Here is a 25304-nt window from a genome sequence, read left to right as displayed (position 1 = left end):
GAGCATGACCGGCCAACACCGCGCAGTGCGCGCTAACGCTTACAGGTCGAGCAGCAGGCGGGCCGGATCTTCCAGCGCTTCCTTCATCGCGACGAGGCTCAGCACGGCTTCGCGACCGTCGATGATACGGTGGTCGTAGCTCATGGCGAGGTAGTTCATCGGACGGATGACGATCTCGCCGTTTTCCACGACGGCACGGTCCTTCGTGGCGTGCACGCCCAGAATGGCCGACTGCGGCGGGTTGATGATCGGGGTCGACAGCATCGAACCGAACACACCGCCGTTCGAGATCGAGAACGTACCGCCGGTCATTTCTTCGATCGACAGCTTGCCGTCGGCAGCCTTCTTGCCATACTCGGCGATCTTCTTCTCGATGTCGGCCAGGCTCATCTGGTCGGCATTGCGCAGGATCGGCACCACCAGACCACGCGGCGAGCCGACAGCGATACCGATGTCGAAGTAGCCGTGGTAGACGATGTCGTTACCGTCGATCGAGGCGTTCACGGCCGGGTACTTCTTGAGTGCGTGCACAGCGGCCTTGACGAAGAACGACATGAAACCCAGCTTCACGCCGTGTTCCTTCTCGAACTTGTCCTTGTACTTGTTGCGCAGATCCATCACCGGCTTCATGTTGACCTCGTTGAACGTGGTCAGAATGGCGTTGGTCTGTTGCGATTGCAGCAGGCGCTCAGCGATACGGGCGCGCAGACGCGACATCGGCACGCGCTGTTCCGGACGGCCTTCCAGCGACTGATCACGGCCAGCCGGCGCAGAAACCGACGGCAGTGCGGCACGTTGTGCCGGGGCCGGGATCGACGAAGCAGCAGCGGCGGGCTTGGCGCCAGCGGCCAGGGCGTCGCCCTTGGTCACGCGGCCGTCACGGCCCGAACCGGCGACATCACCGGCCGACAGGTTCTTCTCGGCCAGCACCTTGGCAGCGGCCGGGCTGGCGATGTTGCCCGAAGCGCCACCGGCTGCGGGGGCAGCGGCCGGGGCAGCAGCGGCGGCCGGCGCAGCGGCTTCAGCCGGCTTGGCGGCGACCGGTGCAGCAGCGCCTGCCTTGGCTTCGGTGTCGATCTTGGCGATGATCTGTTCAGACGTCACGGTGTCGCCGGCATTGGCCGACACTTCGACGAGCACGCCAGCCGCCGGGGCCGGCACTTCGAGCACGACCTTGTCGGTCTCGACTTCAATGATGGTTTCGTCCTGAGCGAATGCTTCGCCGACTTTCTTCTTCCAGTCGAGCAGCGTGCCTTCGGAAACCGACTCGGAAAACTGGGGGACTTTAACTTCTACGATGGCCATTTCTGGATCCTGGATTCGATAAACGTTCAATTCGGAAATACGACAGCGGCCGTCCCTGGGGGAGGACGACCGCTGTAAGACCTAACCGGTTACTGCACCACGGTCGCGCCCTTCACGCTGCGACCGAAAGCAGTATCGAGCAGCGACTTGAGCTGTTCGTAGTGCTTGGCGTAGTAGCCCACCGCAGGCGAGGCCGATGCCGGGCGACCGGCGTATGCCAGCTTCTGACCGGCGCTCATGGCTTCGAGCAGGTGGTGTTCGATGTAGAACCACGGACCTTGGTTTTGCGGTTCGTCCTGGGCCCACACCACTTCGGTGAGGTTGTCGTACTTCTTCAGCTCGGCCTGGAACGCCTTGTGCGGGAACGGATAGATTTGTTCCACACGGACGATTGCGACGTCGTTCGACTTCTCTTCACGACGGCGAGCAATCAGGTCGTAGTACAGGCGGCCCGAGCAAGCGATGACACGCTTGACCTTGTTGGCATCGATCGTAGCGTCGGTTTCGCCGATGACGGTCTGGAAACCGCCCTTGACGAGTTCCGACAGCTCGCTCACAGCTTCCTTGTGACGCAGCAGCGACTTCGGCGTGAACACGATCAGCGGCTTGCGCTGCTGACGGATCATCTGACGACGCAGCACGTGGAAAATCTGTGCCGGCGTGGTCGGTTGAACCACTTCCATGTTCGTATCGGCGCACAGTTGCAGGTAGCGTTCCATGCGTGCCGACGAGTGCTCCGGACCCTGGCCTTCATAGCCGTGCGGCAGCAGCATCGTCAGGCCCGAGACGCGGCCCCACTTCACTTCACCGCTCGAGATGAACTGGTCGATCACGACCTGTGCACCGTTGGCGAAGTCGCCGAACTGGCCTTCCCACAGCACCATCGTGTTCGGCTCGGCGGTCGAGTAACCGTATTCGAAGCCCAGCACAGCCTCTTCGGACAGCACCGAGTCGATGACCGTGAAGTTGGCCTGACCGTCTGCCACGTGTTGCAGCGGGGTGTACGTACCGTCGTTCCAGCGCTCACGATTCTGATCGTGCAGCACGGCGTGGCGGTGCGTGAACGTGCCACGGCCGGCATCCTGACCGGTCAGGCGCACGGCGAAGCCCGAAGCCACCAGCGAAGCGTAGGCGAGGTGTTCGCCCATACCCCAGTCGAGCGGCTGCTCGCCCTTGCCCATCTTGCGACGGTCGTTGATGACCTTCTCGACGAGCGGGTGAACCTTGAAGTTTTCCGGGATCGTCGTAATACGATCGGCCAGTCGCTGGATTTCGTTGAGCGGCACGGCCGTATCGGCCTTGTCGACGTACTTCTTGTTCAGGAACGGCACCCAGTCCACGGCGTACTTGCTCTTGTAGTTCGAGAGCACCGGGTCGATCGTGTGGTGACCGTCGTCCATGGCCGAACGGTAGGCCTTCACGAAGCCGTCGCCTTCTTCGGCGGTGATCACGCCTTGCGTGACCAGCTTCTCGACGTACAGTGCGCGCGTGCCCGGGTGTTGGGCGATCTTCTTGTACATCAGCGGCTGCGTGACCGCCGGGGTGTCCTGCTCGTTGTGACCCAGCTTGCGGAAGCAAACGATGTCGACGACGGCATCCTTCTTGAATTCCTGACGGAATTCGAGGGCCAGTTGCATGGCCAGCACCACGGCTTCCGGATCGTCGCCGTTCACGTGCAGCACCGGCGCTTCGATCATCTTGACCACGTCCGAGCAGTACGTCGTCGAACGGGCGTCACGCGGATCCGACGTGGTGAAGCCGATCTGGTTGTTGATGACGATGTGCACCGTGCCGTGCGTGCCGTAACCACGCGTTTGCGCGAGGTTCAGCGTTTCCATCACGACGCCCTGACCTGCGAAGGCGGCATCGCCGTGCACTTGCACAGCCAGCACGCTGGCCGCGTCGGCTTCGCCGCGACGGTCCATACGGGCCTTGGCCGAACCTTCGACCACCGGGTTCACGATTTCCAGGTGCGACGGGTTGAACGCCAGCGACAGGTGGACCGGACCGCCGGTCGTCGAGACGTCGCTCGAGAAGCCCTTGTGGTACTTCACGTCACCGGCCGGCAGGTCGTCGACGTGCTTGCCTTCGAATTCGGCAAACAGGTCCGACGGCATCTTGCCGAGGGTGTTGACCAGCACGTTCAGACGGCCGCGGTGGGCCATGCCGATCACGATTTCCTGCACGCCCTTGCCACCGGCGTGGTGGACGAGCTCGTCCATCGCCACGATGAACGATTCGCCGCCTTCGAGCGAGAAGCGCTTCTGGCCGACGAACTTGGTGTGCAGATAACGCTCGAGGCCTTCAGCAGCCGTCAGGCGTTCGAGGATGTGCTTCTTCTTTTCAGCGGTGAAGTTGGGCGTGGCACGCACCTTCTCCAGACGCTCTTGCCACCAGCGCTTTTGCACCGGATCGCTGATGTACATGTACTCTGCGCCGATCGAGCCGCAGTACGTGTCGCGCAGCGCCTTGAGCAGATCGCGCAGGCTGGCTTGTTCGAAACCGAAGTACGTGTTCTCGGCCGAGTACACGCTGTCCATGTCGGCTTCGGTCAGGTCGTAGAACGCGGGTTCCAGTTCCGGAATGGCCGGGCGTTCCTGACGCTTGAGCGGGTCCAGATTGGCCCAGCGTGCGCCGAGGAAGCGGTAGGCAGCGACGAGCGACTGCACGTGCACCTGCTTGCGGGCAACGGCCAGGTCGGACGCGCCGGCATGCGACACGAAGGCATTGGCCTTGGCGCGCTGGGCGAACGACTCCACGATCGGGGCGTGAGCCACGTCGTTGGCGTTGGAACCATCAACAGCGGGAACGTTTTGCAGCGCGTCGAAATACTGGCGCCAGTTGTCCGGCACGGAAGCCGGATTATCAAGATACGATTCGTACAGTTCTTCGACGTAGGGGGCATTGCCGCCGAAGAGGTACGAGTTCGCTTGGAATTGTTCCATCAAACTCATTTTGCGCTCACCTTTTCTACGAGTGTCTCGAGAAATAGCGGGTTACGAAACCTTCCGCGACACGGCCTGACCGATTAGCGGATTGCGAGAATCAAGTGGTGCTTGGAAGGACCTGATCAATCACGGCGAGGAGCATAGCACGTTTTCCCAGCAGTCACCGACCCGGAAAGCCGTCACACGGGGACTTGCGGGGTGTCCGCCGCATGGGTCGCATTCCTGCGCCATCAACCTTCAAAAACGCCGCACGCCTCGCCGCGATCATGCGCGCATCCGACCCCGATTTCACCTCACCTGCCCCCGATTGGCCCGCGAACACGCCGTCATCGCGCGAGCTTCCCGCGTATTTCTGTTACGCCTCAGAGCGCACTTTTTCCTGGATCAGTCATGCTCATATGGAAAATCAATATATGAATCCCGAATATCATTATTTTAATTTCTAAAGACGAATCACGATGCGGCGAGCCGGTCTTCGAGGACGGTGAAGGCATGCCGCAGAAACGACGAAGCCCCGGCACAACCATGCCGGGGCTTCTCATTCATTCAGACGGCGAACGTTCGCCAGGGACTGCTGGAACGACGATCAGTCGTTACTTCCTGCGTAAGGCACGAGGCAGCGCTTGACCGTCTTCTCATAGTCTCGCGAGAGGTTGCTCCCGGGCGTTTCGAAATACTGGATACGTGCACCGAAGCCGCCCTGCGCGATATCGACGTACGGGTTGTACGTGGCCTGCCCGGCTTTATCGGGACCGGCATATACGCGCACGCGATCCCAGCCGTCACGCGCATACGACGTCGAGTCGACGTTCGGCGACAACTCGCTCCAGCCGTGATAGATGCAGTTGAGCACCATGAAACGGTCTGCGCTGGTGCCTTGGTCGAGCAGTCGCCCCGTTGCCGGGTCGGGCCGGCTCATCTGATTGATCGGGCCGCAACCGGCCAAACCAGCCATTACGCCGGTCAGCACTGCCATCGTCGCCATCAGCGCCACTCGCTTCATACTTCGACATCCTCAACTGAGCAAAAGATGGGCAATGTTACCCGGTTCGGCGCGCCACCGCCATGAACACGCCCATCCGATGCCTTCCCGGGGATACCATCGCAACGCGCTTTGCCAACAACGCAGGCCATCCCGAAGGTGCCCCTCCGCCTCCTACTGCTAGACGACTCAGGCAGCCAGCGACAATGTCGTGCCACCCACCGAGTGCAAGGACGGACGGCGCGCGCTGCCCGCCACCGCGCCCTCGTCTCCCAGCCGGAAACGCGCCATTTCCTCGCGAAGGGCATTCGTCTGATCCTCCAGCGACGCCGCAGCCGCCGCGGCCTGCTCCACCAGTGCCGCGTTCTGCTGCGTGACGGTGTCCATCTGCGTGACGGCCTGATTCACCTGCTCGATCCCGCCGCTCTGCTCGTCGGACGCCGCCGAAATCTCGCCCATGATGTCGGTCACGCGCTGCACCGCCTGAAGAATCTCGTCCATCGTGCGGCCCGCTTCCGTGACCAGCGACGAGCCGTCGGCCACCTTCTGCGCCGACGCCTCGATCAGCCCCTTGATTTCCCGCGCTGCCGTCGCGCTGCGCTGCGCCAGCGTGCGCACCTCGCCTGCCACCACGGCGAAGCCTCGTCCCTGCTCGCCGGCGCGAGCCGCTTCCACGGCCGCGTTGAGCGCCAGGATGTTGGTCTGGAACGCAATGCCGTCGATGACCGCAATGATGTCCACCACCTGCGACGAGCTCGTCGAAATGCCCTGCATCGTGTCGACCACGCGCGCCACGACCTGACCGCCGCGCGCGGCGATGTCCGACGCGTTCACGGCCAACTGGCTGGCCTGCCGCGCGTTGTCCGCGTTCTGCTTGACGGTGGCCGTCAACTGCTCCATCGACGACGCCGTCTCCTCCAGCGACGCTGCCTGCTGTTCGGTACGCGCCGACAAGTCGGTATTGCCCGCCGAAATTTCTGCGGTGGCCGTCGCCATCGCGTCGCAGCTATGGCGCACGCCGCGAATCGTGCCGGCCAACCGGGATTGCATCGTCTCCAGCCCGCGCATGAGCATCGACATCTCATCCTTGCCGCGCACTTGCACCGGGTTGTCGAGCTGGCCGGCGGAGATGTGCTCGAAATGCGCCAGCGCTTCGTTCAGCGGACGCATGATCGCGCCGCGCAACGAGAAATAGCAGGCGATGGCCATGAGCACGCCCAATACCGTTGCCCCGATGCTCAGCCAGCGAAACGCCATGAGCTCGGTCATCGACGCCTCATAGGTGTCGTGCCCCAGCTTCATCTTGTACGCGGCCAGCGCGTCGCTCGCGCTCGTGAGCGTGGCGTACTGTTTCGGCAGGACGTTCATGGTGAGCTCGTCCATCGCGGTGCGGTCGCGGGCGTCGATGGCAGCGAGCATCGGATCCATGCCCTGATCGAAGAACGCGGCGCGGCGCGTGGCAACCTCGTCTGCCAGACGCTGTTCCTCGGCATCATGCGGCAGGGCCTGATAGGCCACCCATGCCGCATTCGCCTCCTTGATCATGCTGCGCGCACGCGCGGCGACCTTGTCGGCATCCGGCGATTCGGGATGGAGGACCACCCGATCAAGAATGGCGCGAGTGCGTGCAAGCGTGGCGTTGTCTTTGCCGAGCGCCACCGTGGCGGCCAGATGATTGGCGTACGTCTCGCGCAGCGCATCGCCGGTGCGTGTCATGCCGGCAATGCCCAATGCGCCCAGCAGAATCAATAAAACAGCCAACAGCGCCATGGTGATGCCAAGGCGCGCCTTGATCGAAAAGCTTCGAAACATGCTGTCGTCTCCGTCTTACGTAATGGGTATCTCACCCCTGTCCGGCCTCTGGCGGGCCGGTCATACTTGTCACATCGGCGTTTCGCACGCCAGACTTGAGCATCCTGCGGGTTTACGTGCCTTCAGGCCAAGATGTCGGTGCGCTCTGGATTGATTGATATCAACAGATTCGCCTCCGGGATGTACGGATGGCGACGTGTTGCGGACCGAAACGAAAGTCCCGGGGTGCGCCGGATATTCGGCACTGAAGGACCGCGCAATGCTGCGGGTGACTTGGGGGGAGCCTGCGAGATCTTATTACGTTTTTTATATATACATTCAATATATTCAAATCATGATCGAAGGACTTGAGAAACTGTTGGCCGCCGGCAAAGACAATGCGCTGCTGCGTTTCGGTCTCGGCAAGGCGTATCTCGACGCGCAAAACTATGCGATCGCCGCTGAGCATCTGACGCAGTGCGTGGCGTTCGATCCCACCTATACCGCGGCGTGGAAGCTGCTCGGCAAGGCGCGTCAGGGTGCCGGCGATATCGAAGGCGCGCGCGACGCGTGGACCCACGGCATTACCGCAGCACAGGCCCACGGCGACCGGCAAGCCGAGAAGGAGATGACGGTTTTTCTCAAACGACTAGGCTGAATTCGCATGCTGTGACAGCTCGGTCTCACTGAACCGGCGAGTCCGCAGTCAGCGTGGTATCTTGCAGCCTGCCCTTAACAAGAGACTCGAACGCATCGAGCGTTCGGGACGCCACTCCAATGCCTGAGATCTCCACCTGGCTGGCCTTCGCCCTGGTCGCCATCGGCATGGCCCTGACGCCGGGACCGAACATGATGTATCTCATCTCGCGCTCGCTATGCCAGGGCCCCGCGGCCGGTCTGGTTTCGCTGGGTGGCGTAGCGCTCGGTTTCGTCTTCTACATGTTGTGCGCGGCGTTCGGCATCACGGCCCTGCTCTTTGCCATACCGTTTGCTTATGACGCACTGCGTATCGGCGGTGCGCTCTATCTGCTCTGGCTGTCGTGGCAGGCGCTCAAGCCGGGCGGCCGCTCGCCGTTCGAGGTCCGTACGCTGCCCAAAGACAGCAATCGCCGCCTTTTCACGATGGGCCTGCTGACGTCTGTGCTCAATCCGAAAATTGCGATGCTCTATCTCGCGCTGCTGCCCCAGTTCGTGCACCCCGAGCACGGCAGTGTGCTTACGCAATCGCTGGCGCTTGGCGTCACGCAGATCGTGGCGAGCGTGGCGGTGAACGCTTCGATCGCGCTGTCTGCCGGCGCCATCTCCCGATTCCTCGGTCAACGCCCCGCGTGGCTGCGCATCCAGCGCTATCTCATGGGTGGCGTGCTCGGCGCACTGGCGCTGCGCATGGCGACCGAAGCCCGTCGCTGAACCTTCGCGACACCGTTACGCTGTCATCGATGGGTATTGCGTACGCGATCACCGGGGGTTCTGCGAACGCCGGACGCTCGCGTCGCTCTAACCCGTCGCGGTTAGCCGCCCTCGTTGCGACCTCGCCCCTCCCATTTTTTTGGAGGGTGATGCCCCGGGCGTGGCATACTGCACCGATTTCGCCGCGCGGCGGGGATCCACGCAGCGCTAGGCCGGCCGGCCTGTTCCCATCCTGCATTTTTCGTTGGGTATGTCCTTGAAGCATTGTTTGCCGCCTCGTGCGCCGCATCACGCGCACCGTAAGTCCCCCGTCATCACGCAGCAGGCGCCGTCGCCGCACGCCGCCACGCCTTCCCTCCACGGTCTGCGACGCCAGCGCGGATTCGGCACGATTGCCGTTATCCTCGCCACGCTGGCCGGACTGGCCGTCGTCGCGGCCCTGATCGTCGGCTATGCGCTGATCGTCATGCGACCGAATCTGCCGCCGCTCGACGTGATCACCGACTATCGCCCCAAGGTGCCATTGCGCGTCTACACCGCTGACAACGTGTTGATCGGCGAATTCGGTGAAGAACGCCGCAGTCTGGTGACCATCGACCAGATTCCCGACGTGATGAAAAAGGCGGTCCTCGCCATCGAGGATTACCGTTTCTACGATCACGGCGGTGTGGATTTCATCGGTATTCTGCGTGCCGGCGTGTCCGACGTATTGCACGGCGGCGCCGCGCAGGGCGCCAGTACGATCACGATGCAGGTCGCGCGCAACTTCTTCCTCTCGCGTGAGAAGACGGCCACCCGCAAGATTTACGAAATGCTGCTCGCGTACAAGATCGAGTCCGCGCTGTCGAAGGACAAGATTCTCGAGCTGTACATGAACCAGATCTATCTGGGGCAACGTGCCTACGGTTTTGCCAGCGCAGCGCGCATCTATTTCGGCAAGGACCTCAAGGACATCTCGCTGGGCGAAGCTGCGATGCTCGCGGGTCTGCCCAAGGCGCCGTCCGCCTACAACCCGATCGTCAACCCCAAGCGCGCGAAGATTCGTCAGGAATACATTCTCAAGCGCATGCTCGATCTGGGCTACATCTCCCGCAATCAGTACGAAGACGCCCTGCATGAGCCGATTCGCACGCGCACGTCCGGCAACGAGTACAACGTGCATGCGGAGTACGTGGCCGAGATGGTGCGTCAGGCGGTGTATGACGAATACAAGGACGACGCCTACACGCGCGGTCTGACCGTCATCACGACGCTCGACTCGAAGAAGCAGCAGGCGGCCTATGAAGCGGTACGCGCGGGCGTGCTCGATTACGAGCGCCGCCATGCCTATCGAGGCCCGGAGGGTTTCGTCGAACTGCCGGCAGCGATGCCCGATCGTCAGCAACTGATCGAAGACACGCTGCTCGAACACCCCGACAACGGCGATCTGGTCGCGGCGGTGGTCGTGGCGGCGAGCACGTCGCAAGTCACCGCCGTGCCGCTGTCGGGCGACGCCGCCGTGATCAACGGCGATGGCATCGGTTTCGCGGCCCCGGCACTGTCGCCCAAGGCCAGCGAGAAGGTTCGCATCCGTCCGGGCTCGATCATTCGCGTGATGAAGGATGCGCGCGGCAAGTGGCGTATCTCGCAGTTGCCGGAAGTGCAAGGCTCGCTCGTCTCGCTGGCACCGGACGACGGCGCGATCCGCGCGCTGATCGGCGGCTTCGACTTCAACCAGAGCAAGTTCAACCGGGCGACGCAGGCATGGCGTCAGCCGGGGTCGACCTTCAAGCCGGTGGTCTACTCGGCGGCGATCGAAAAGGGTGTGAGCCCGGCCACGATGGTGATGGACGGCCCGCTAAACCTGCCCCCGGCACAAACGGGCGGTCAGGCGTGGGATCCGCATGACGACGATGCTTTCAGCGGCCCCATGACCGTGCGCGAAGGTCTGCAACGCTCGAAGAACCTGGTGGCGATTCGTTTGCTGCAATTCGCGGGCACGCAGTACACCCAGGACTACGCCACGCGTTTCGGCTTCGACGCCGACAAGGTGCCGCCGTACCTGCCGATGGCGCTGGGCGCGGGCCAGACCACGCCGCTGCAACTGGCGGGCGCGTATGCCGTGTTCGCGAACGGCGGCTACCGCGTAGCGCCGTACCTCATCAGCGAGATTCGCGATGCACGCGGCAACGTGCTGAACAAGGCGACGCCGGTCGTCGCCGGCGTCAACGCCGCCCGCGCGATCTCCGCGCCGAACGCTTACATCATGAACAGCCTGCTGCAAACGGTGGCGCAACGCGGCACCGGCTCGGGCACGAACGTGCTCAAGCGCACCGACATCGGCGGCAAGACAGGGACGACCAACGACGCCGTGGACGGCTGGTTCGCCGGCTATCAGCGATCGCTCGTCGCTGTCGCATGGCTTGGCTTCGATCAGCCGAAGACGCTGGGCAGCCGCGAGTTCGGTGCGCAACTGGCGCTGCCGGTGTGGATCAAGTACATGGGCGTGGCACTCAACGGCGTGCCGCAGCAGCAAATGCCGATGCCCGAGGGCGTCAGCGTAGTGAACGGCGAGCTGTACGAGTCGGACAAGCTGCCCGGCAACGGTTTCGTCGCCAGCATCGGCATCGACGACAACAGTGGCGGCTTCTCGTTGCCGTTCTTCGGCAGCAACTCGCCGTCGCCGGCCGCCCCGCCGCCCGCAGCGGCGCAACCGCCTTCACCCGGCGGTACCGATGCCAGCGAAAAGGCGCGCATCCTCGATATGTTCAAGCATCCCTGAACCACTGACGAGACGACCGTCTATAGCGACGCAGCGCCTCGTCAACATCGGGATTTTCGTAAAGCGGCCACCTGTGAGGTGGCCGTTTTGCATTCCCCCTCCCTCATACCGCGCCGAGCGCAAGAACGTACAAGCCTGTTCCGGACGTTATCGCTATGCTCGGGGTGCGACGTGCAATTCGCCAGGATTTTGCTCAGATTCGCGCCAATCCACTCAAGCCCAAACCCAGGAACGTCTCACCATGCCGGTTCTGTCCCGCACGGCAAGCTTTGCCGCAGGCGCCCGCGACACCTTGCCGATGATCGTCGGCGCGGCCCCGTTCGGCCTGATCTTCGGGGCGCTCGTCGCCACCACACCGCTCGCGCTGTGGCATGGCCAACTGATGTCGCTTTCCGTATTCGCCGGCTCCAGCCAGTTCATCGCTGCCGGTCTCTTTGCGACGGGCGTCGGCTACGCCGTGCTCTGGGCAACGACGCTGATCGTCAATCTGCGTCACATGCTGTACGCCGCCAATCTGCTGCCTCACGTCAAGCATCTGAGTCTGCGCTGGCGTGCACTGATGGGCTTCTTGCTGACGGACGAGACCTTTGCCGTCACCAGTAGCCACTTCCATCGCCACCCCGATGACCCGATGGGACACTGGTACTTCCTCGGTTCCGGCCTTTCGATGTACGTGAACTGGCAGTTGTGGACGCTCGCCGGCCTGCTGTTTGGCGCCGCCTTCCCTCGCCTGCAAACGCTGGGACTGGATTTCGCGATGGTGGCCACGTTCATTGCAATCATCGTGCCGCAGATGGCGCGCATGCCGTGGGCCGTCGCCACCGTCGTCGCGGGCACGGCCGCGTATGTGTGTCAGGGGCTGCCCTACAAGCTGGGCCTGCTGGTCGCGGTCGCGCTGGGCATCGCCGCGGGCATGCTGGCGCTGCATGCCAGACGTCGTGACGGTGCACGCCCGACGTCCGGCCCGAAGGCGGGCGAACCGGTTGAGCGCAACGCGTCAGACGACCATTCCGGCATACGCGCAGAGGAAGTTTCCGCAGGAGCCACGCAATGAACTACGTGCTGGCAATTCTCGGGATGGCAGCCGTGACGTTCGCGGTCAAAGCCAGCATCTTCGTGCTTGGCGATCGCGTGCGATTTCCGGAATGGCTGCGTGAGGCGTTGTCGTTCGTCCCCGTCACCGTACTGACCGCGATCATCGTGCCGATGACGCTCGCGCCGCATGGCAACGGTCTCGAACTGACGTGGCGCAATCCACAACTCGTGGCGGCACTCGTGGCGATTGCCGTGTGCGCGGCCACGCGGCATCAACTGCTCACCATCGGCGCGGGACTGGCCGTGTTTTTCGGCTGGCAGTTGGGCGTTCTCGGATAAGAAAAAAGCGCCTCTCAAGGCGCTTTTCTCGGGTCTCGCCGGGCGCATCCGCCCGGCGTAACCGTCAGACAGTTCAGACAGTCACCGTGCCCAGCGTGCCTGCCCGGTAGGCCGCCACGAAGGCATCGAAGTCACCGACCTGCGTGCGTTCGAGTTCGGCCTGCGCGTCGAGCGACTTGCGCGCGAGCGTCTCGAAGTGATCGACCACGGCCGGATCGAGGGGCATGTCCCGCAGCGTTTGTGCATGACGCTTGCTCTGCGCCAGCGAGAACGCCTGGAACGCACCGCCCTGCGTCCCTCGCAGCGGTTCGAGCGCCGCCATCACACGGGCAGACGGCGTGAGCGATACATCCTGCACCTTGGCACGTTGCAGCGCCATCGAGTGTGCGTAGTGCGCGCCGCCACGTTGCGCGTCGAACGCTGCTGCCGTGCGATCGATACGATCGAGCAGTTCCTCGGCCCAGTCGAACAGCGTGATCGCTTCGCCGCCGCGATGCAGCACCAGCCCCGGCTTGCGACCTTCTTTCACGACATGCGCGAAGTTGTCGCGGTTTTCCATGTTCTCGGCGTTCGAGCACGACGGGCTGTTTTCCAGCGCGCAGAACAGCAGGAAGGCGTCGATGAATCGCGCCGTGTCGACGTCGATACCCACCGGCTGGAACGGATCGATGTCGATGCAACGCACTTCGACGTACTGAACACCGCGACGCGCCAGCGCCTGCACCGGACGCTCGCCGCTGTACGTCACGCGCTTCGGGCGGATCGTCGCATAGAACTCGTTTTCGATTTGCAGCAGGTTCGTCGAGAGTTGAATCCACTCGCCGTCGCGCTTCGTCCCGAGTGCCTCGTAAGCCGGATGCGGCTGGCTGACCGCTTGCGTGAGTGCATCGATATAGCTCGGCAGGCAGTCATAGCACGGCGAGACTTCCGATTGCGCGCTGTTCTGGTAGCCCAGATCGCTCATGCGCAGACTCGTAGCGTAAGGCAGGCCGAGCGTGCCCTCGTCATAGGCATCGAGGCCATGATTGCGTCCGCGCAGGAACTCGGCGTGCAGCACCGGCGATGCCCCGAACAGATACATCAGCAGCCAGCTATAACGGCGGAAATTGCGGATGAGCGCCACATAACGCGCCGACTGATAGTCGCGTGTGGACTCCTTCGCCCCTTCCGCTTCGCGCAGCAACTCCCACACCGGCTCGGCAAGCGAGAAGTTGTAGTGAATGCCGGCGATGCATTGCATCGGTTTGCCATAACGCAGCGCCAGTCCGCGTCGATAGACATGCTTGAGCATGCCGATATGCGACGTGCCGTAATCGGCAATGGGAATGACCGCTTCGGGCGGCAGCGCGGGTGGCATCGAATCGCTCCACAGCAGTTCTGCGCCGAGTTTGCGATAGGCGAACTGATGGATTTCGTCGAGACGGGCGATGACATCGGCGGCGTCGCGTTGCGGCGGCGTAATGAATTCGAGCAGCGCTTCCGAGTAATCGGTCGTGATTTCTTCGTTGGTCAGGGCGGAGCCCAGCGCACGCGGATGCGGCGTCAGAGCGAGTGCGCCGTTGTCTTCGACGCGCAGCGTTTCCCGTTCGATGCCCGACAGGCCCTGACCGAGCAGGTCGCGATGCGCCGGTTGCATGAGAAGCGCGAGGCGCTGATCGAGCAACGCGTGAGCGTCAGATTGGCCGGCGTGAGCGGTGTGTTCGTTTTGACGATTCTGGTTTTCCAACTTCCATCCCTCTGGACAAGCGCAGTGCTTTGGCATGGCTGTCGCCGGCGAGACCATCGTGACGAGTGATGAGAGTCACGATCGGTGTGGGCGTCGGCGACGAGCGGCATACGGAGGTCTACGGGGTGCCGACGGCAGCGGCACGACCCCCGGAACGTGGACTCCGGAGGACGCGCACGATGCGCGGCACGGCGCGAATTTGGCCTGAGCATAACTGAAAACGCCAAACCGCGTCGGACGCCACCTCGGGTCCGCTTTTCGGGACGTCCGGACCATGCCGACATCGGTGACGGGTTGACGATCCGTCCCGATATTGGCTTCAACCTCGGCCTCAACAAAGCGCAACGTCGAGTCCCCGGAAGGCCCTTGAGGGCTGACGTCGAGCCTCAGTATCTGCCTGAGTCCGCCTGCGTGAATGCCGCATTGGCGGCGCACCGGCGCGCCTCGATACTGGCGTCATGATGAATACTCAATACCTCACCGATCTTCTGCCCCTGCTCGCGCTGGGCCTCGTAACCTTCCTGCTGGCCGGATTCGTCAAAGGTGTCATCGGGCTGGGCTTGCCGACGGTGGCCGTCGGTCTGCTCGGTCTCGCGATGCCGACCGCCGAGGCGGCTGCCCTGCTCATCGTGCCGTCGCTGGTCACCAACGTCTGGCAACTCCTGGCAGGCCCCCGCTTTGCTGCGTTGGCGAAACGCCTGTGGCCGATGCTCGCGGGCATCTGCGTCGGCACGTGGGCGGGCGGTGGCTGGCTCGCCAACGGCGGCAATCTGGCGGGCATGGCGTTGGGTGTCGCGCTGCTGGCTTACGCAGCGCTCGGGCTGGCGGCGGTGCGTCTGCAAGTCCCGAAAGCGTGGTCCGGTTCGCGCGTGAGTGCGCTCGGCGGCGGTATTGGCGTGGTCACCGGATTGGTGACGGCGGCGACCGGCGTGTTCGTGATCCCGGCCGTGCCGTTCCTTCAGGCGCTCGATCTCGACAAGGACGATCTCGTGCAGGCGCTGGGGCTGTCATTCACCGTCTCGACGATCGCACTGGCGGCCGGGCTGGCGCGCGACGGCATCTTCCATGGCCATGCCATCGGCGTATCGCTACTGGCGCTCGCTCCCGCACTTGGCGGCATGTTTTTCGGGCAGTGGGTGCGAAACCGCGTAAGCGCACCGGTGTTCCGCCGATGCTTCTTCGTCGGCCTCGCCATGCTGGGCGCTGAACTGGTGATTCAGCACATGCGTTGAGCAACTTCGGGAACCTCGCTGACGGGGGCAGCAATCCGAAGCGATGTGTGATGCGCCCATGCGGATGCCTCCATGTGGCCGCGTTCATGCACTTTCGCCCGTACGACCATATGCCCTTTCGCGCCGCAAGGTCTTACGGCGAGCCCAATCCCTGAACAGGCGAATCGCGTCGCCGCAGCTCACTTCAAGTCGGCGAAATCGACGTCCCAGAACTCCATATCGCGGCGCAGTTCGAGACTGCGCCCCTCCTCCGTGCGACGCAACTCCACGCGCCGGATCTTGCCGGAGATCGTCTTCGGCAAATCGCAGAATTCGATGCGGCGAATGCGCTTGTACGGAGCGAGTTGATCGCGGCAGAAACGGAGAATGTCGAGCGCGAGTTTGTCGTCCGCCTGAAACCCGGAGCGCAGTGTCACGAAGGCCTTCGGCACGGCTAGCCGGACGGGGTCCGGGCTTGGTACCACACCGGCTTCGGCCACAGCCGGATGCTTGATGATTTCGCTCTCCAGCTCGAACGGGCTGATGCGGTAGTCGGACGCTTTGAAGACATCGTCCGCGCGACCGACGTAAGTGAAATACCCCCGGTCATCGCGCATGGCGACGTCGCCGGTGTGGTAATAGCCGTCTCGCATGGCGTCGGCGGTCTTCTCGGGGTCATCTTCGTAGCCTTGCATCAAGCCGGTCGGACGCGGCGAGAGCACCAGCGCGACCTCGCCTTCGTCGGCCTCGTTGCCATCCGGATCGAGCAGCACTACGCGATACCCGGGCATGGGTCGTCCCATCGCACCCGCCTTGACGACCTGCCCCGGCGAGTTGCCGATCTGGCAGCACGTTTCCGTTTGCCCGTAGCCGTCACGAATGGTGATGTTCCACGCGCGCCTGACCTGATCGATCACTTCGGGATTGAGCGGTTCGCCCGCGCCGATCAACTCGCGGAATTTCACCGGGTGACGGGTCAGCTCTTCCTGAATCATCATGCGCCAGACGGTGGGCGGCGCACACAGCGTGGTCACGCCGCAGCGGGCAGCGGTCTCGAGGGCGGCACGCGCGTCGAAGCGGGAAAAGTTGTAGATGAAGATCGTGGCGCCGGCATTCCATGGCGCAAAGAAGCAGCTCCATGCGTGTTTCGCCCAGCCAGGCGAGCTGATGTTCCAGTGGACGTCGCCCGGCTGGAGGCCGATCCAGTACATGGTGGCGAGGTGACCGACGGGATAGCTCTGATGCGTATGGAGCACGAGCTTGGGGCGCGAGGTCGTGCCGGACGTGAAGTACAGCAGCAGCGGATCGGTCGCGAGCGTGATGCCTTCGGGCGAAAAGTGTTCGGGGGCGTCGTAGGCGGGGGCGAGCGATGTCCAGCCGTCGGGCGGGTGATCGCCGACGGCGATACGTTGATAGTTGCCGGGCAGATTCGCGAACTTGATGGCATCTCGCGACGTGGTGACGACATGGCGCACGCGGCCCCGTTCGAGCCGGTCCGTGAGGTCGTTGGCGGCGAGCAGGGTTGTCGCGGGAATCATGACGGCGCCGAGCTTCATGCAGGCGAGCATGAGGTCCCACAGTTCGACCTGATTGGGCAGCATGAGCAGCACGCGATCGCCGCGGGCAACTCCGTGATCGCGCAGGAAGTTGGCGACGCGATTGGAGCGAGCCGACATGTCGGAGTAGGAGAGACGCGTTTCGCGTCCGTCTTCCTCGACGACCCAGAGTGCCGGGGTGTCGTTGCCTTCTGCCTGGGGATCGAAGAAATCGAGTGCCCAGTTGAAGTGAGTGAGGACTGGCCAGCGAAAATCACGGTACGCCACATCGTAATGGGCGCGCTGCGCGAGCAGCAGGTCACGTGCGTCGCCGAATCCCTGGGTGTGCGGCATCGCTTGTCTCCGAGCCTCATGGGCAATGGATATAGGCAGATTTCCATTATCGTGAGGCCTTCCGAATCCGACATTCGGGATAACCATCATGGGGAAGTCGAGCAGTCGAACGGCGGCCAGCGGAAGAAACACAGGGCGTTACGAAACGCGAAAAATGGAAGCGATTCAATGAGTTGATGCGTGCGAGCGAAGCGCAGGCAAAAAAAGATGCGTCCAACGCGCACGTCCCCTATCTTTCCCGCAAAAAGCTCTGCTATAATCGCGTTCTTTCGAGCGATGCATCTCAACGACGCATCTCTCACGGGGCGTAGCGCAGCCTGGTAGCGTACCTGCATGGGGTGCAGGTGGTCGGAGGTTCAAATCCTCTCGCCCCGACCAGAATTGAAAAACCCGCACAGTCAATGGCTGTGCGGGTTTTTTCATGGGGCAAAGCTAAATGACGCCCCGTGCTACGTCCCCGAACGCAGAAGCGCTTCGATCTGTGCCGCTTGACTAACCGGCATTGAACAGATGGAGTATTGCGGCCGGGAGCAGCGAAGGCCAATGCACGCCTCCGCATAACTGACCCGTTTGACCGACCGCGGTCCCTCGATAACGAAGTGACCTTTTTCGGTCCATTTACCTTCGCGTGAAGCATCTACGCCCCACAGCGTGCAAACGGCGTCTCCGGCAGGTCCACTGCATCGCCAGGTGGCGACGATCGCCGTCATGCCGGCACATATCGCCGTTTCATCCACGGGTTGCGCAAAGGCCACCCCGCTCATGTAGGCCGATGCCAGAAAGAATACAAGCTTACGCGCTGCAATCATTTGTGTTTGATTACTCAGCACCCCGACTCATCAATTATTTTTTCCGAATATACCGGATGAATCCCCTGCATTTCAACTCGGGGAGTGTGCGTTCCAGTGATGCGTCAGATCGACCGACAAACCCGCACACAAGCTTCCCCCTGCTCCGCTTGCCATGCCCGCGCCCAATCCTCCAGTTCAGCCTCGGGCAGCGGCTTGCTCAGGAAATAGCCCTGCGCGAAATCGCATCCCAGCGCGCGTAGTTTCTCCAGCGTCACGGCATCCTCGATACCTTCCGCCACGATGCGAATGCCCATACTGTGGCCCAACGCGATCGTCGAGCGCACGATCAACGCATCGTTCTGCTCGTGAGCCATGCCCTTCACGAACGACCGATCAATCTTGATCTCCTCGACCGGCATGCGCTTCAGATACGACAGCGACGAATACCCCGTACCAAAGTCGTCGATGGCAATACGAATGCCCATGCGATGCAGTCGCTCCATCGTAATCAGCGCCTGCTCGGGATCGTCCATCAAGGCACTTTCCGTAATCTCCACGCACAGCCAGTGCGGCGGCAGCGCGTGCTCCCGCAAGACCCGCCTCAGATAGTCCGGCAAGTCCGTATCCACGAGATCGCGTGCCGACAGGTTGATCGACATGCCGACCTCTACGCCCCGGGCATGCCACGCCGCGCACGTCGCGATCGCCTCGGCCGCCACCCATCGTGAAATCACCCGGATGAAACCCGTCTGTTCGGCGAACGGAATGAACTCTGCCGGCGCCACGATGCCGCGCTTCGGATGCCGCCAGCGCACCAACGCCTCCACCCGCACCGCCCGCCCATCCGCCAGATCCACCTGCGGCTGGTAGTACAGGTACAAGCCACCATGCTCGATGGCATGACGCAGATCACTCATCAACGACAGACGGTCCCGGTCACGACTCTCCGTATCCGGCTCGTAGATGGCTACGCCCAGGTTCGAGCGCTTCGCCGCATACATCGCCAGATCGGCACGCCGCAGCAACGTATGCATATCCGACCCATGCTCCGGATACACCGCAATGCCGAAGCTCGCACCGACGTCGACCGTCTGACCATCCACGACGATCGGCACATCCAGCGCGCCCGCCAGACGCGTCGCACATTGGTGGGCCGCCGCCTGATCGCCGCCACGCACGAGAATCGCGAACTCGTCCCCGCCCAGCCGCGCGACCATGTATCCGGCGTCCTTCAATTCGGTGCTCAGCCGGTGGCCCGCTTCCCACAACAGATGGTCGCCCACGTGGTGCCCCAACGTGTCGTTCACATCCTTGAAACGGTCCATGTCCATCAGAATGACGGCGAACGGTGCGCCGCCACGGTAAGCCTCCTCGATATCCGATTGCATCCGCTCACTGAACGCCGCGCGGTTCGGCAACCCGGTCAGCGTGTCGACGTAAGCGAGTTCCGTGATCCGCTCCTCGCGCTGTGCAATCGCATTGCGCATTGAATCGAAAGCGCGCGCCAGGTCGCCGGTCTCGTCCCGGCGTCGCAAGTCGATGGCCACCGTATCGTCACCGTAATCGCCCTTGCCGATACGCCTCGCCAGATCGACGAACGACGCCAGCGGACGTGTCACGCTGCGCGCGATCAGCGCCGCCCCCAGGATCGAAATCACAATGCCGCCGAGCGTCAGCCACAGCAGCGTGGAGCGCAATTGACGGAAAGGTCCGGCCGCTTCGGTCACCGAGCGCTGCAACACCGCGACGACCGGGGCATCCGTGCCGGAGAGATTGACGACCTTGAGCGCATACCCGCTCACGCGCGACATTCCCGCCGCCTCCGTCACCGACACGGTATGGCTCGCCAGCGCCGCCTGCAACTCGGTGCGATCCGCCGCACGCAGCGAACTCGCCACCACCTCCCATTGCCCCGATGCCGCCCGATGCACCAGCGACACTTCAAGCCCCGACAACTCGTGCATGTCGCGCGCGAACGCATCGTCCAGCGAGAAGCCCATCGTCACCCAGCCGATGACCAGCGGCGCTTTGACCGGCACGCTCACCAACTCGTAAGCCCGTCCGTCGAGCATGCCGATCGACGAGACGGAAGTCCCCGCCTTGGCTCGTAATCGCCCGCGCGACGGCCCCGGCAGTGCCGGTGCCGCACCGTCGCCACGCACGCCCGAGATGCGCGAGTCGGCAATCACCGCGCCGTTCAGGTCGATGAGCAGGGCGACGTCGGCATGCACGCGCTCCCGTACGTTCTCCAGCGCCGAATGCATCGTCACCGGATCGTGCAGCGCCACCGCCTCCCGGAAACCGAAGTCGGCCGTGACGACCTGCGCCACCTGTGTCAGCTCGTCCGCCTTGGTTTGCAACGCCCGGCAGAACACACGCTGCCCAACGGCAAGCTGCTCGTTGACCTGCGCCGTGGACGCGTCGTTAAGAGCGCGACTGGCCGTCATTTGCATCACGGCGAGCACGACCAGAATCAGCGCGACGAACACGAGCGTGATCTTCGTGCGCAGTCGATACCACCCGAGGCTCACGCCAAGGCGAACCATCCGGCTACGGAAGCGGAGAAATGCGGGAAAAAACGGCACGCCTCAGTCCCCACGCAGCGGGAGCACGAGGGAAAGCGGCGCGACGGTGACGCCCGGGGCAGCGGGCGCCGCTCCCGGCAACTGAAAAGTGCCCACGACCGTTGCCGGCGCACTCCCGAGTCGTGGATGCCACACGGCGACCCGATACCGGCCGGCCGGTACCGTCGGCAACTCGCCGCGACCGCCGCCACCGGTCTTCGCGAAATACGGCGTGTCCACCACAACGACGTACGCAATCATCATGTCGTGGATGTTGCAACCGATGGTCACGACGCCGGGCTTGTCGAACACCACTTGCCTGGAGCCGCCACGATAGAGCTTGAGCTCGAAGCGCTTCGCATCGGAGAGGGAATAGACGTCGTGCGCGATGTCGTCACGATTCGGAAAATCGACGGCGGCGCCCTTCTGCACGACGGTGACCATGGGCATGAACATCTTCTGCTTCTGCACGATGGACGCCGGTGCAGGGCGCCCTGCGGGCACCTTTCCGTCTTCCGGGGTGAGATAGACGACGGCGTCGTCGAGGGCCGCCCCAGTGTTGTCTCGCACCTGAAAATCCTGTGCCCAGGCACTCGCACCGGACAAGGCCAGCGCCAATAACGCCAGACAGCCCCGCGACAGGACCGCGCGCAGCGGCAGACGTTTTCTTGCGTTCATGATCTTATTGCTGTGTAAAACGCGCCTTCCCCTGCGGTGCCGACGCGGCGCGCACGGCTTCGGCTTTCCCTTCCATAACGACGCATACCTCCGAACTATTCCTACACGTCGTTAAGAAATTTGCCGTCGCCGCAGTATCCGTCAGGCGACCTGTCGTTGCCCTTCAACGCCCCGTCAACCCGAATGCATGGTCAACCCTTCGGAAATGCCCGAGAACGCCGTGGAACGCCCGTAAACCCTCAAGAACGTCTGAAGCCCCTTCACCGACCGCCATCCAACAAAAAAGGCACAAACCCGTCAAAACGCGTTTGTGCCCTTCCGTTTGTGTCTTCCTGCCCGTGCGGCTTTACCGGATGATCTCCGGAGAACGCTCCTGTCAGGCCGTCAGGCGCGCCAGCAGCGTGCGCGGCCGTCCGGCGCGAACCTGCGCGGCAAGCGCCGCCTCGCGCCAGCGTGCCGTCGGCACCTCCGAGGGCGACAGCAGGCTATCGAAGCCGCAAGCCCACAACATCGCCAGTTGATCCGGCAGCAACGGCCCCGCAGCGCGGATCGCGCCCTGGAAATTCCACTTGTCGCGCAGGAACTTCGCCAGCGTGAAGCCACGCCCATCGCGCGTCTTCGGGAACTCGATCACCACGAGTTCAAGCTGCGGCAACAGCGCGGCGATGCGCTCCGGATCGTCATGCCCCTGCACGCGGATACCGGCAGGCGCCACGCCCTGCTCGTTCGCGGCAAGCCACGCGTCGAGCGGCAGCACGCTTTCGCTGCGGGTTTCGTCCGAAGCGTCCGGCGCGAATTGCGCGTCGGCGCCAAGATAAGTCCAGACGTCCTCGGCCGGCAGTCCGTTACGATCAATCAACATTCAGAGCTCCCTTGAATTCTTCCGCGCCGACACGTCCGAGCGTATCGATGAAGCGCTCACCCTCGTGACGCAGATCGAGATAGCGTCCGAGAATGTTTTCGATCACCCGCGGAACGGCCTCGTACGACACGCCCGGGCCGAGAATCTTGCCGACGGCCGCGTTATCGTCCGCCGAGCCACCCAGCGTGATCTGATAGTTTTCCTTGCCCGCCTTGTCCACACCGAGAATGCCGATGTGAGCGACGTGATGGTGCGCGCAGGCATTGATGCAACCGGACACATTGAGCGTCACCGGCCCGATGTCGCGCTGCTGTTCCTCAGTAAAGCGCAACGCAATGCGCTGCGCCACCGGCACCGAACGCGCATTGGCGAGCGCGCAGTAATCCAGCCCCGGGCATGCGATCGCATCCGAGATCAGACCGATGTTCGGCGTCGCGAGCCCGGCCGCCTTCAATTGCTTCCACAAGGCATGCAGATCGTCGAGCTTCACATGCGGCAGCACGAGGTTCTGCTCGTGCGTCACGCGCAGTTCGCTGAACGAATACTTGTCGGCCAGATCGGCCAGCACCAGCATCTCCTGCGCGCTGGCGTCGCCCGGAATCCCGGCGGCCGGCTTGAGCGACACGACGGCACTGATGTAGCCCGGCACCTTATGCTCGTGCGTGCAGGTGTCGACCCAGTGCTTGAATGCCACGTCAGTCTTGTACGACTGTTCGTACGCGCTGGACTGCGCCGGCAGCGTGGCGAACTCGGGCAGGATGAAGCGCTCGCCGATGGCCTTGATCACGCTGTCCGCCAGCGGACGATGCGTCTGGGCGATGCGAGCGAATTCTTCCTCGATCATCTCGATGAACTTCGCCGGCTGCATTTCCTTGATGAGGATCTTGATGCGCGCCTTGTAGATGTTGTCGCGACGGCCCAGCGCGTTGTACACGCGCAGAATCGCTTCGACGAAGCGCAGCAGGTCAGCCTCGGGCAACCAGTCGCGCACCAGCGTACCGACGATAGGCGTGCGGCCCAGACCGCCACCGGCGTAAATCTGGAAGCCGACTTCGCCCTGCTCGTTCGTGCGCGCCAGAATGCCGATGTCGTGAAAACGCACCGCCGCCCGGTCCGTCTGACCGCCAGTGATGGCGATCTTGAACTTGCGCGGCAGATAGGTGAATTCGGGGTGGTCCGTCGACCATTGACGCAGAATTTCGGCATACACGCGCGGATCGATGACTTCATCCTTCGCGGCGCCGGCGAACTGGTCGGTCGTCACGTTACGGATGCAGTTGCCGCTCGTCTGGATGGCGTGCAGATCGACGTCTGCCAGCGCCGACAGAATGTCCGGCGAATCGGTCAGCGTCGGCCAGTTGAATTGCAGGTTCTGACGCGTGGTGAAGTGCCCGTAGCCCTTGTCGTAACGATTCGCCACGAACGCGAGCTGGCGCAACTGCACCGCGCTCAACGTGCCGTAGGGAATCGCAACGCGCAGCATGTAACCGTGCAGTTGCAGGTACAGGCCGTTCATCAGACGGTAGACCTTGAAGTCGTCTTCGCTCAGCTCGCCGCTCAGACGGCGCGCCACTTGCTGACCGAACTCCTTCGCGCGGTCCTTGAGGTATTCGCGTTCCGACGGATCGTAGCGATAGATGCCCGCGTGCTCGGGGGCCACGGTCAAGGCCGGTGCGTCCGCCAGCGCGGCCTGCACGCCGGCGTCTGCCGCCTGCTTGCCGAGGTCTTCACGGACCGACGGGCCACGCGAACGCAGTTGTTCACGGAAGTCCACCGGCACAGGACCGGCGTCGCCGAGTTCGGCCGGACGCGGCACGGGATCCACGATCAGGTTGGCAGCCGCAGCGGCCTTGGCGGCCGCCTGCGCCTGCTCAAGACCGTCCGCATCGAACACGTGCGCCTGTGTCAGATCGTCTACCCAGTGGTATTGCTGGTCCAGCCAGACGACCAGACCGTCTTGGAGGCGGTTCGCCGAAATCAGATTGCCTGCATTCATTCGATGCTCTCAATGCTTGTCGTTTTGGTCGCGACTTAGTGGGAAACAATTCGCGATTAGAACCACAGGCTATCAAGCGGCGAAGGAATATACGAATATTGACTAGTTATGTCGTCATTACGAGATGTTGTTTGGCGAAAAATCATGATGGATCACTGTATTTTTATACAGTAGTCATGCTACATTTCCCATCATTCAACTTCATCGTGAGGGACCCCATGAGCGACGCCAAATCCATCAAGTTCATCGTCGTGCCATATCGCAAGAACAAAGACGGCGTGCTGCAACCCGGCGAGCTGCGTCAGGCGAGCACCGAATTCGGCGCAGTGCGTATCGCGCAGTCGATGGCGTCCGGGTTCGCGGGCATCGCCGCCTACGAAGTGCTGGTCGACGAAGAGGACGGCACGATGGATGCCCCGCGCGTTCTCTTCCAGGAAGGCGCCATTCCGGCGATGGCTGACTGAGCGGCGAGTGCCGGGCCTCACTCCGGGCGCGACGGACGGGCGATGCTGTCGAACGTTTTGGTCTGACGCGGATGCTGCATGTCCCGCGTATCGAGCGCCCGGCGCTGCGCGAGCACTTCCTGCGTGCTTGGCCCCGTGGCCGGACCATTGCGCTCGCTTGCCGTGCGATTGATGCTGGCGCTGGCGGCATGCGCGTCGGTCACGGGCGCGCTCTGGCCGCCGAGTGCCGCTACCGCCGGGCTCACGGCCGGTGTCTGATTCGATTGACGGATGCTGCCCAGATCGCCTGCGCCGAGATAGGACTGCGCGTTGGCGTGACCGAAGATCAGCGCGCCGCTCAGGCACAGACAAGCGGCGAAGAAGTGAGTGCGGTTCATATAGCCCCCCGTTGGGCGAATCAAGGCGTGTTTGTCGATGGCTGAATTGTCTCAGCCTCTGCGCACGGTGTCGCCTTGCATTAATCACAGTAGACGCCCCTGCTCAGCCCATTGGCCGACAAGCGGATTGCATCGCCCGCCCCCCTGAATCGCGCGATCGCAACTCCTCGGAACG

General features: G+C 63.1%; 19 protein-coding genes and 1 tRNA gene. 9 read left to right on the top strand and 11 right to left on the bottom strand.

Annotated elements, in window-relative coordinates:
* Positions 1-39: 39 nt before the first annotated feature.
* Both odhB and C5N93_RS18430 read right to left on the bottom strand, forming a co-directional pair.
* The gene (gene odhB, locus C5N93_RS18435) at positions 40-1305 is read right to left on the bottom strand and encodes a 2-oxoglutarate dehydrogenase complex dihydrolipoyllysine-residue succinyltransferase (RefSeq protein WP_069343822.1); all 1266 of its coding nucleotides are present in this window, start codon (positions 1303-1305) and stop codon (positions 40-42) included.
* An 89-nt stretch (positions 1306-1394) separates the two neighbouring features.
* A complete protein-coding gene (locus tag C5N93_RS18430) occupies positions 1395-4259 on the bottom strand; it encodes a 2-oxoglutarate dehydrogenase E1 component (RefSeq protein WP_139133314.1) in 2865 nt (954 codons plus the stop codon).
* Positions 4260-4462: 203 nt separating this feature from the next.
* On the opposite strand from C5N93_RS18430, the gene C5N93_RS18425 reads away from it, so the two are divergent.
* Entirely contained in the window at positions 4463-4699 is a 237-nt protein-coding gene (locus tag C5N93_RS18425) for a hypothetical protein (protein ID WP_242560397.1), read from the top strand.
* Between the two features lie 140 nt (positions 4700-4839).
* Here C5N93_RS18425 and C5N93_RS18420 read toward each other — a convergent pair whose 3' ends face one another.
* Positions 4840-5256 (bottom strand): hypothetical protein, encoded by a 417-nt coding sequence (locus C5N93_RS18420; RefSeq protein WP_242560396.1) that lies wholly within the window; start codon positions 5254-5256, stop codon positions 4840-4842.
* Between the two features lie 168 nt (positions 5257-5424).
* Complete coding sequence (locus tag C5N93_RS28360; protein ID WP_277990342.1) at positions 5425-7047, bottom strand: methyl-accepting chemotaxis protein; 1623 nt, start codon at positions 7045-7047, stop codon at positions 5425-5427.
* Positions 7048-7381: 334 nt separating this feature from the next.
* Here C5N93_RS28360 and C5N93_RS18405 point away from each other — a divergent pair, with 334 nt between their 5' ends.
* The 5 genes from C5N93_RS18405 (at position 7382) to C5N93_RS18385 (ending at position 12571) form a co-directional block, all read left to right on the top strand.
* Positions 7382-7684, top strand: a complete 303-nt coding sequence (locus C5N93_RS18405) for a hypothetical protein (protein WP_242560452.1) — start codon at positions 7382-7384, stop codon at positions 7682-7684.
* 119 nt (positions 7685-7803) lie between these two features.
* Positions 7804-8436 carry a LysE family translocator gene (locus tag C5N93_RS18400; RefSeq protein ID WP_069343818.1) on the top strand — a complete coding sequence of 211 codons (633 nt, stop codon included), beginning with the start codon at positions 7804-7806 and terminating at the stop codon, positions 8434-8436.
* A gap of 466 nt (positions 8437-8902) precedes the next feature.
* Positions 8903-11197, top strand: coding sequence for a penicillin-binding protein 1A (locus C5N93_RS18395; RefSeq protein ID WP_240493649.1), 2295 nt, complete (start codon positions 8903-8905; stop codon positions 11195-11197).
* 241 nt (positions 11198-11438) lie between these two features.
* Positions 11439-12251, top strand: a complete 813-nt coding sequence (locus C5N93_RS18390; RefSeq protein ID WP_242560395.1) for an AzlC family ABC transporter permease — start codon at positions 11439-11441, stop codon at positions 12249-12251.
* Complete coding sequence (locus C5N93_RS18385; protein WP_242560394.1) at positions 12248-12571, top strand: AzlD domain-containing protein; 324 nt, start codon at positions 12248-12250, stop codon at positions 12569-12571. The genes C5N93_RS18390 and C5N93_RS18385 overlap by 4 nt, the downstream gene beginning before the upstream one ends.
* A 73-nt stretch (positions 12572-12644) precedes the next feature.
* On the opposite strand, the gene gshA is transcribed toward C5N93_RS18385, so the two are convergent.
* Positions 12645-14234: a glutamate--cysteine ligase gene (gene gshA / locus C5N93_RS18380; RefSeq protein ID WP_277990373.1), complete on the bottom strand. Its 1590-nt coding sequence runs from the start codon at positions 14232-14234 to the stop codon at positions 12645-12647.
* 521 nt (positions 14235-14755) lie between these two features.
* On the opposite strand from gshA, the gene C5N93_RS18375 reads away from it, so the two are divergent.
* Positions 14756-15529 (top strand): sulfite exporter TauE/SafE family protein, encoded by a 774-nt coding sequence (locus C5N93_RS18375; protein WP_242560393.1) that lies wholly within the window; start codon positions 14756-14758, stop codon positions 15527-15529.
* 179 nt (positions 15530-15708) lie between these two features.
* Here C5N93_RS18375 and C5N93_RS18370 read toward each other — a convergent pair whose 3' ends face one another.
* Positions 15709-17397 (bottom strand): AMP-binding protein, encoded by a 1689-nt coding sequence (locus tag C5N93_RS18370; protein ID WP_242560392.1) that lies wholly within the window; start codon positions 17395-17397, stop codon positions 15709-15711.
* 301 nt (positions 17398-17698) lie between these two features.
* Between C5N93_RS18370 and C5N93_RS18365 the strand changes: the two genes are divergently transcribed.
* A tRNA-Pro gene (locus tag C5N93_RS18365) sits at positions 17699-17775 on the top strand.
* Positions 17776-18310: 535 nt separating this feature from the next.
* Here C5N93_RS18365 and C5N93_RS18360 read toward each other — a convergent pair.
* The 4 genes from C5N93_RS18360 to C5N93_RS18345 form a co-directional block, all read right to left on the bottom strand.
* Entirely contained in the window at positions 18311-20773 is a 2463-nt protein-coding gene (locus tag C5N93_RS18360; protein ID WP_242560391.1) for an EAL domain-containing protein, read from the bottom strand.
* Positions 20774-20776: 3 nt separating this feature from the next.
* Positions 20777-21430 carry a methylamine utilization protein gene (locus tag C5N93_RS18355; RefSeq protein ID WP_242560390.1) on the bottom strand — a complete coding sequence of 218 codons (654 nt, stop codon included), beginning with the start codon at positions 21428-21430 and terminating at the stop codon, positions 20777-20779.
* A 376-nt stretch (positions 21431-21806) separates the two neighbouring features.
* The gene (locus tag C5N93_RS18350; protein ID WP_150723254.1) at positions 21807-22292 is read right to left on the bottom strand and encodes a DUF934 domain-containing protein; all 486 of its coding nucleotides are present in this window, start codon (positions 22290-22292) and stop codon (positions 21807-21809) included.
* Positions 22282-24288 carry a DUF2849 domain-containing protein gene (locus tag C5N93_RS18345; protein WP_242560389.1) on the bottom strand — a complete coding sequence of 669 codons (2007 nt, stop codon included), beginning with the start codon at positions 24286-24288 and terminating at the stop codon, positions 22282-22284. Before C5N93_RS18345 ends, C5N93_RS18350 begins: the two co-directional genes overlap by 11 nt.
* Before the next feature lie 218 nt (positions 24289-24506).
* Here C5N93_RS18345 and C5N93_RS18340 point away from each other — a divergent pair, with 218 nt between their 5' ends.
* Positions 24507-24752, top strand: coding sequence for a hypothetical protein (locus C5N93_RS18340; RefSeq protein ID WP_039402924.1), 246 nt, complete (start codon positions 24507-24509; stop codon positions 24750-24752).
* A 17-nt stretch (positions 24753-24769) separates the two neighbouring features.
* Here the strand turns inward: C5N93_RS18340 and C5N93_RS18335 are convergent, their stop codons facing one another.
* Positions 24770-25129, bottom strand: coding sequence for a hypothetical protein (locus tag C5N93_RS18335; RefSeq protein WP_150723256.1), 360 nt, complete (start codon positions 25127-25129; stop codon positions 24770-24772).
* Positions 25130-25304: the final 175 nt, after the last annotated feature.

Source organism: Pandoraea sp. LA3 (assembly GCF_022696215.1).
GTDB classification, from domain to species: Bacteria; Pseudomonadota; Gammaproteobacteria; order Burkholderiales; family Burkholderiaceae; genus Pandoraea; species Pandoraea capi.
This window is presented reverse-complemented; position numbering and strand designations above follow the sequence as displayed.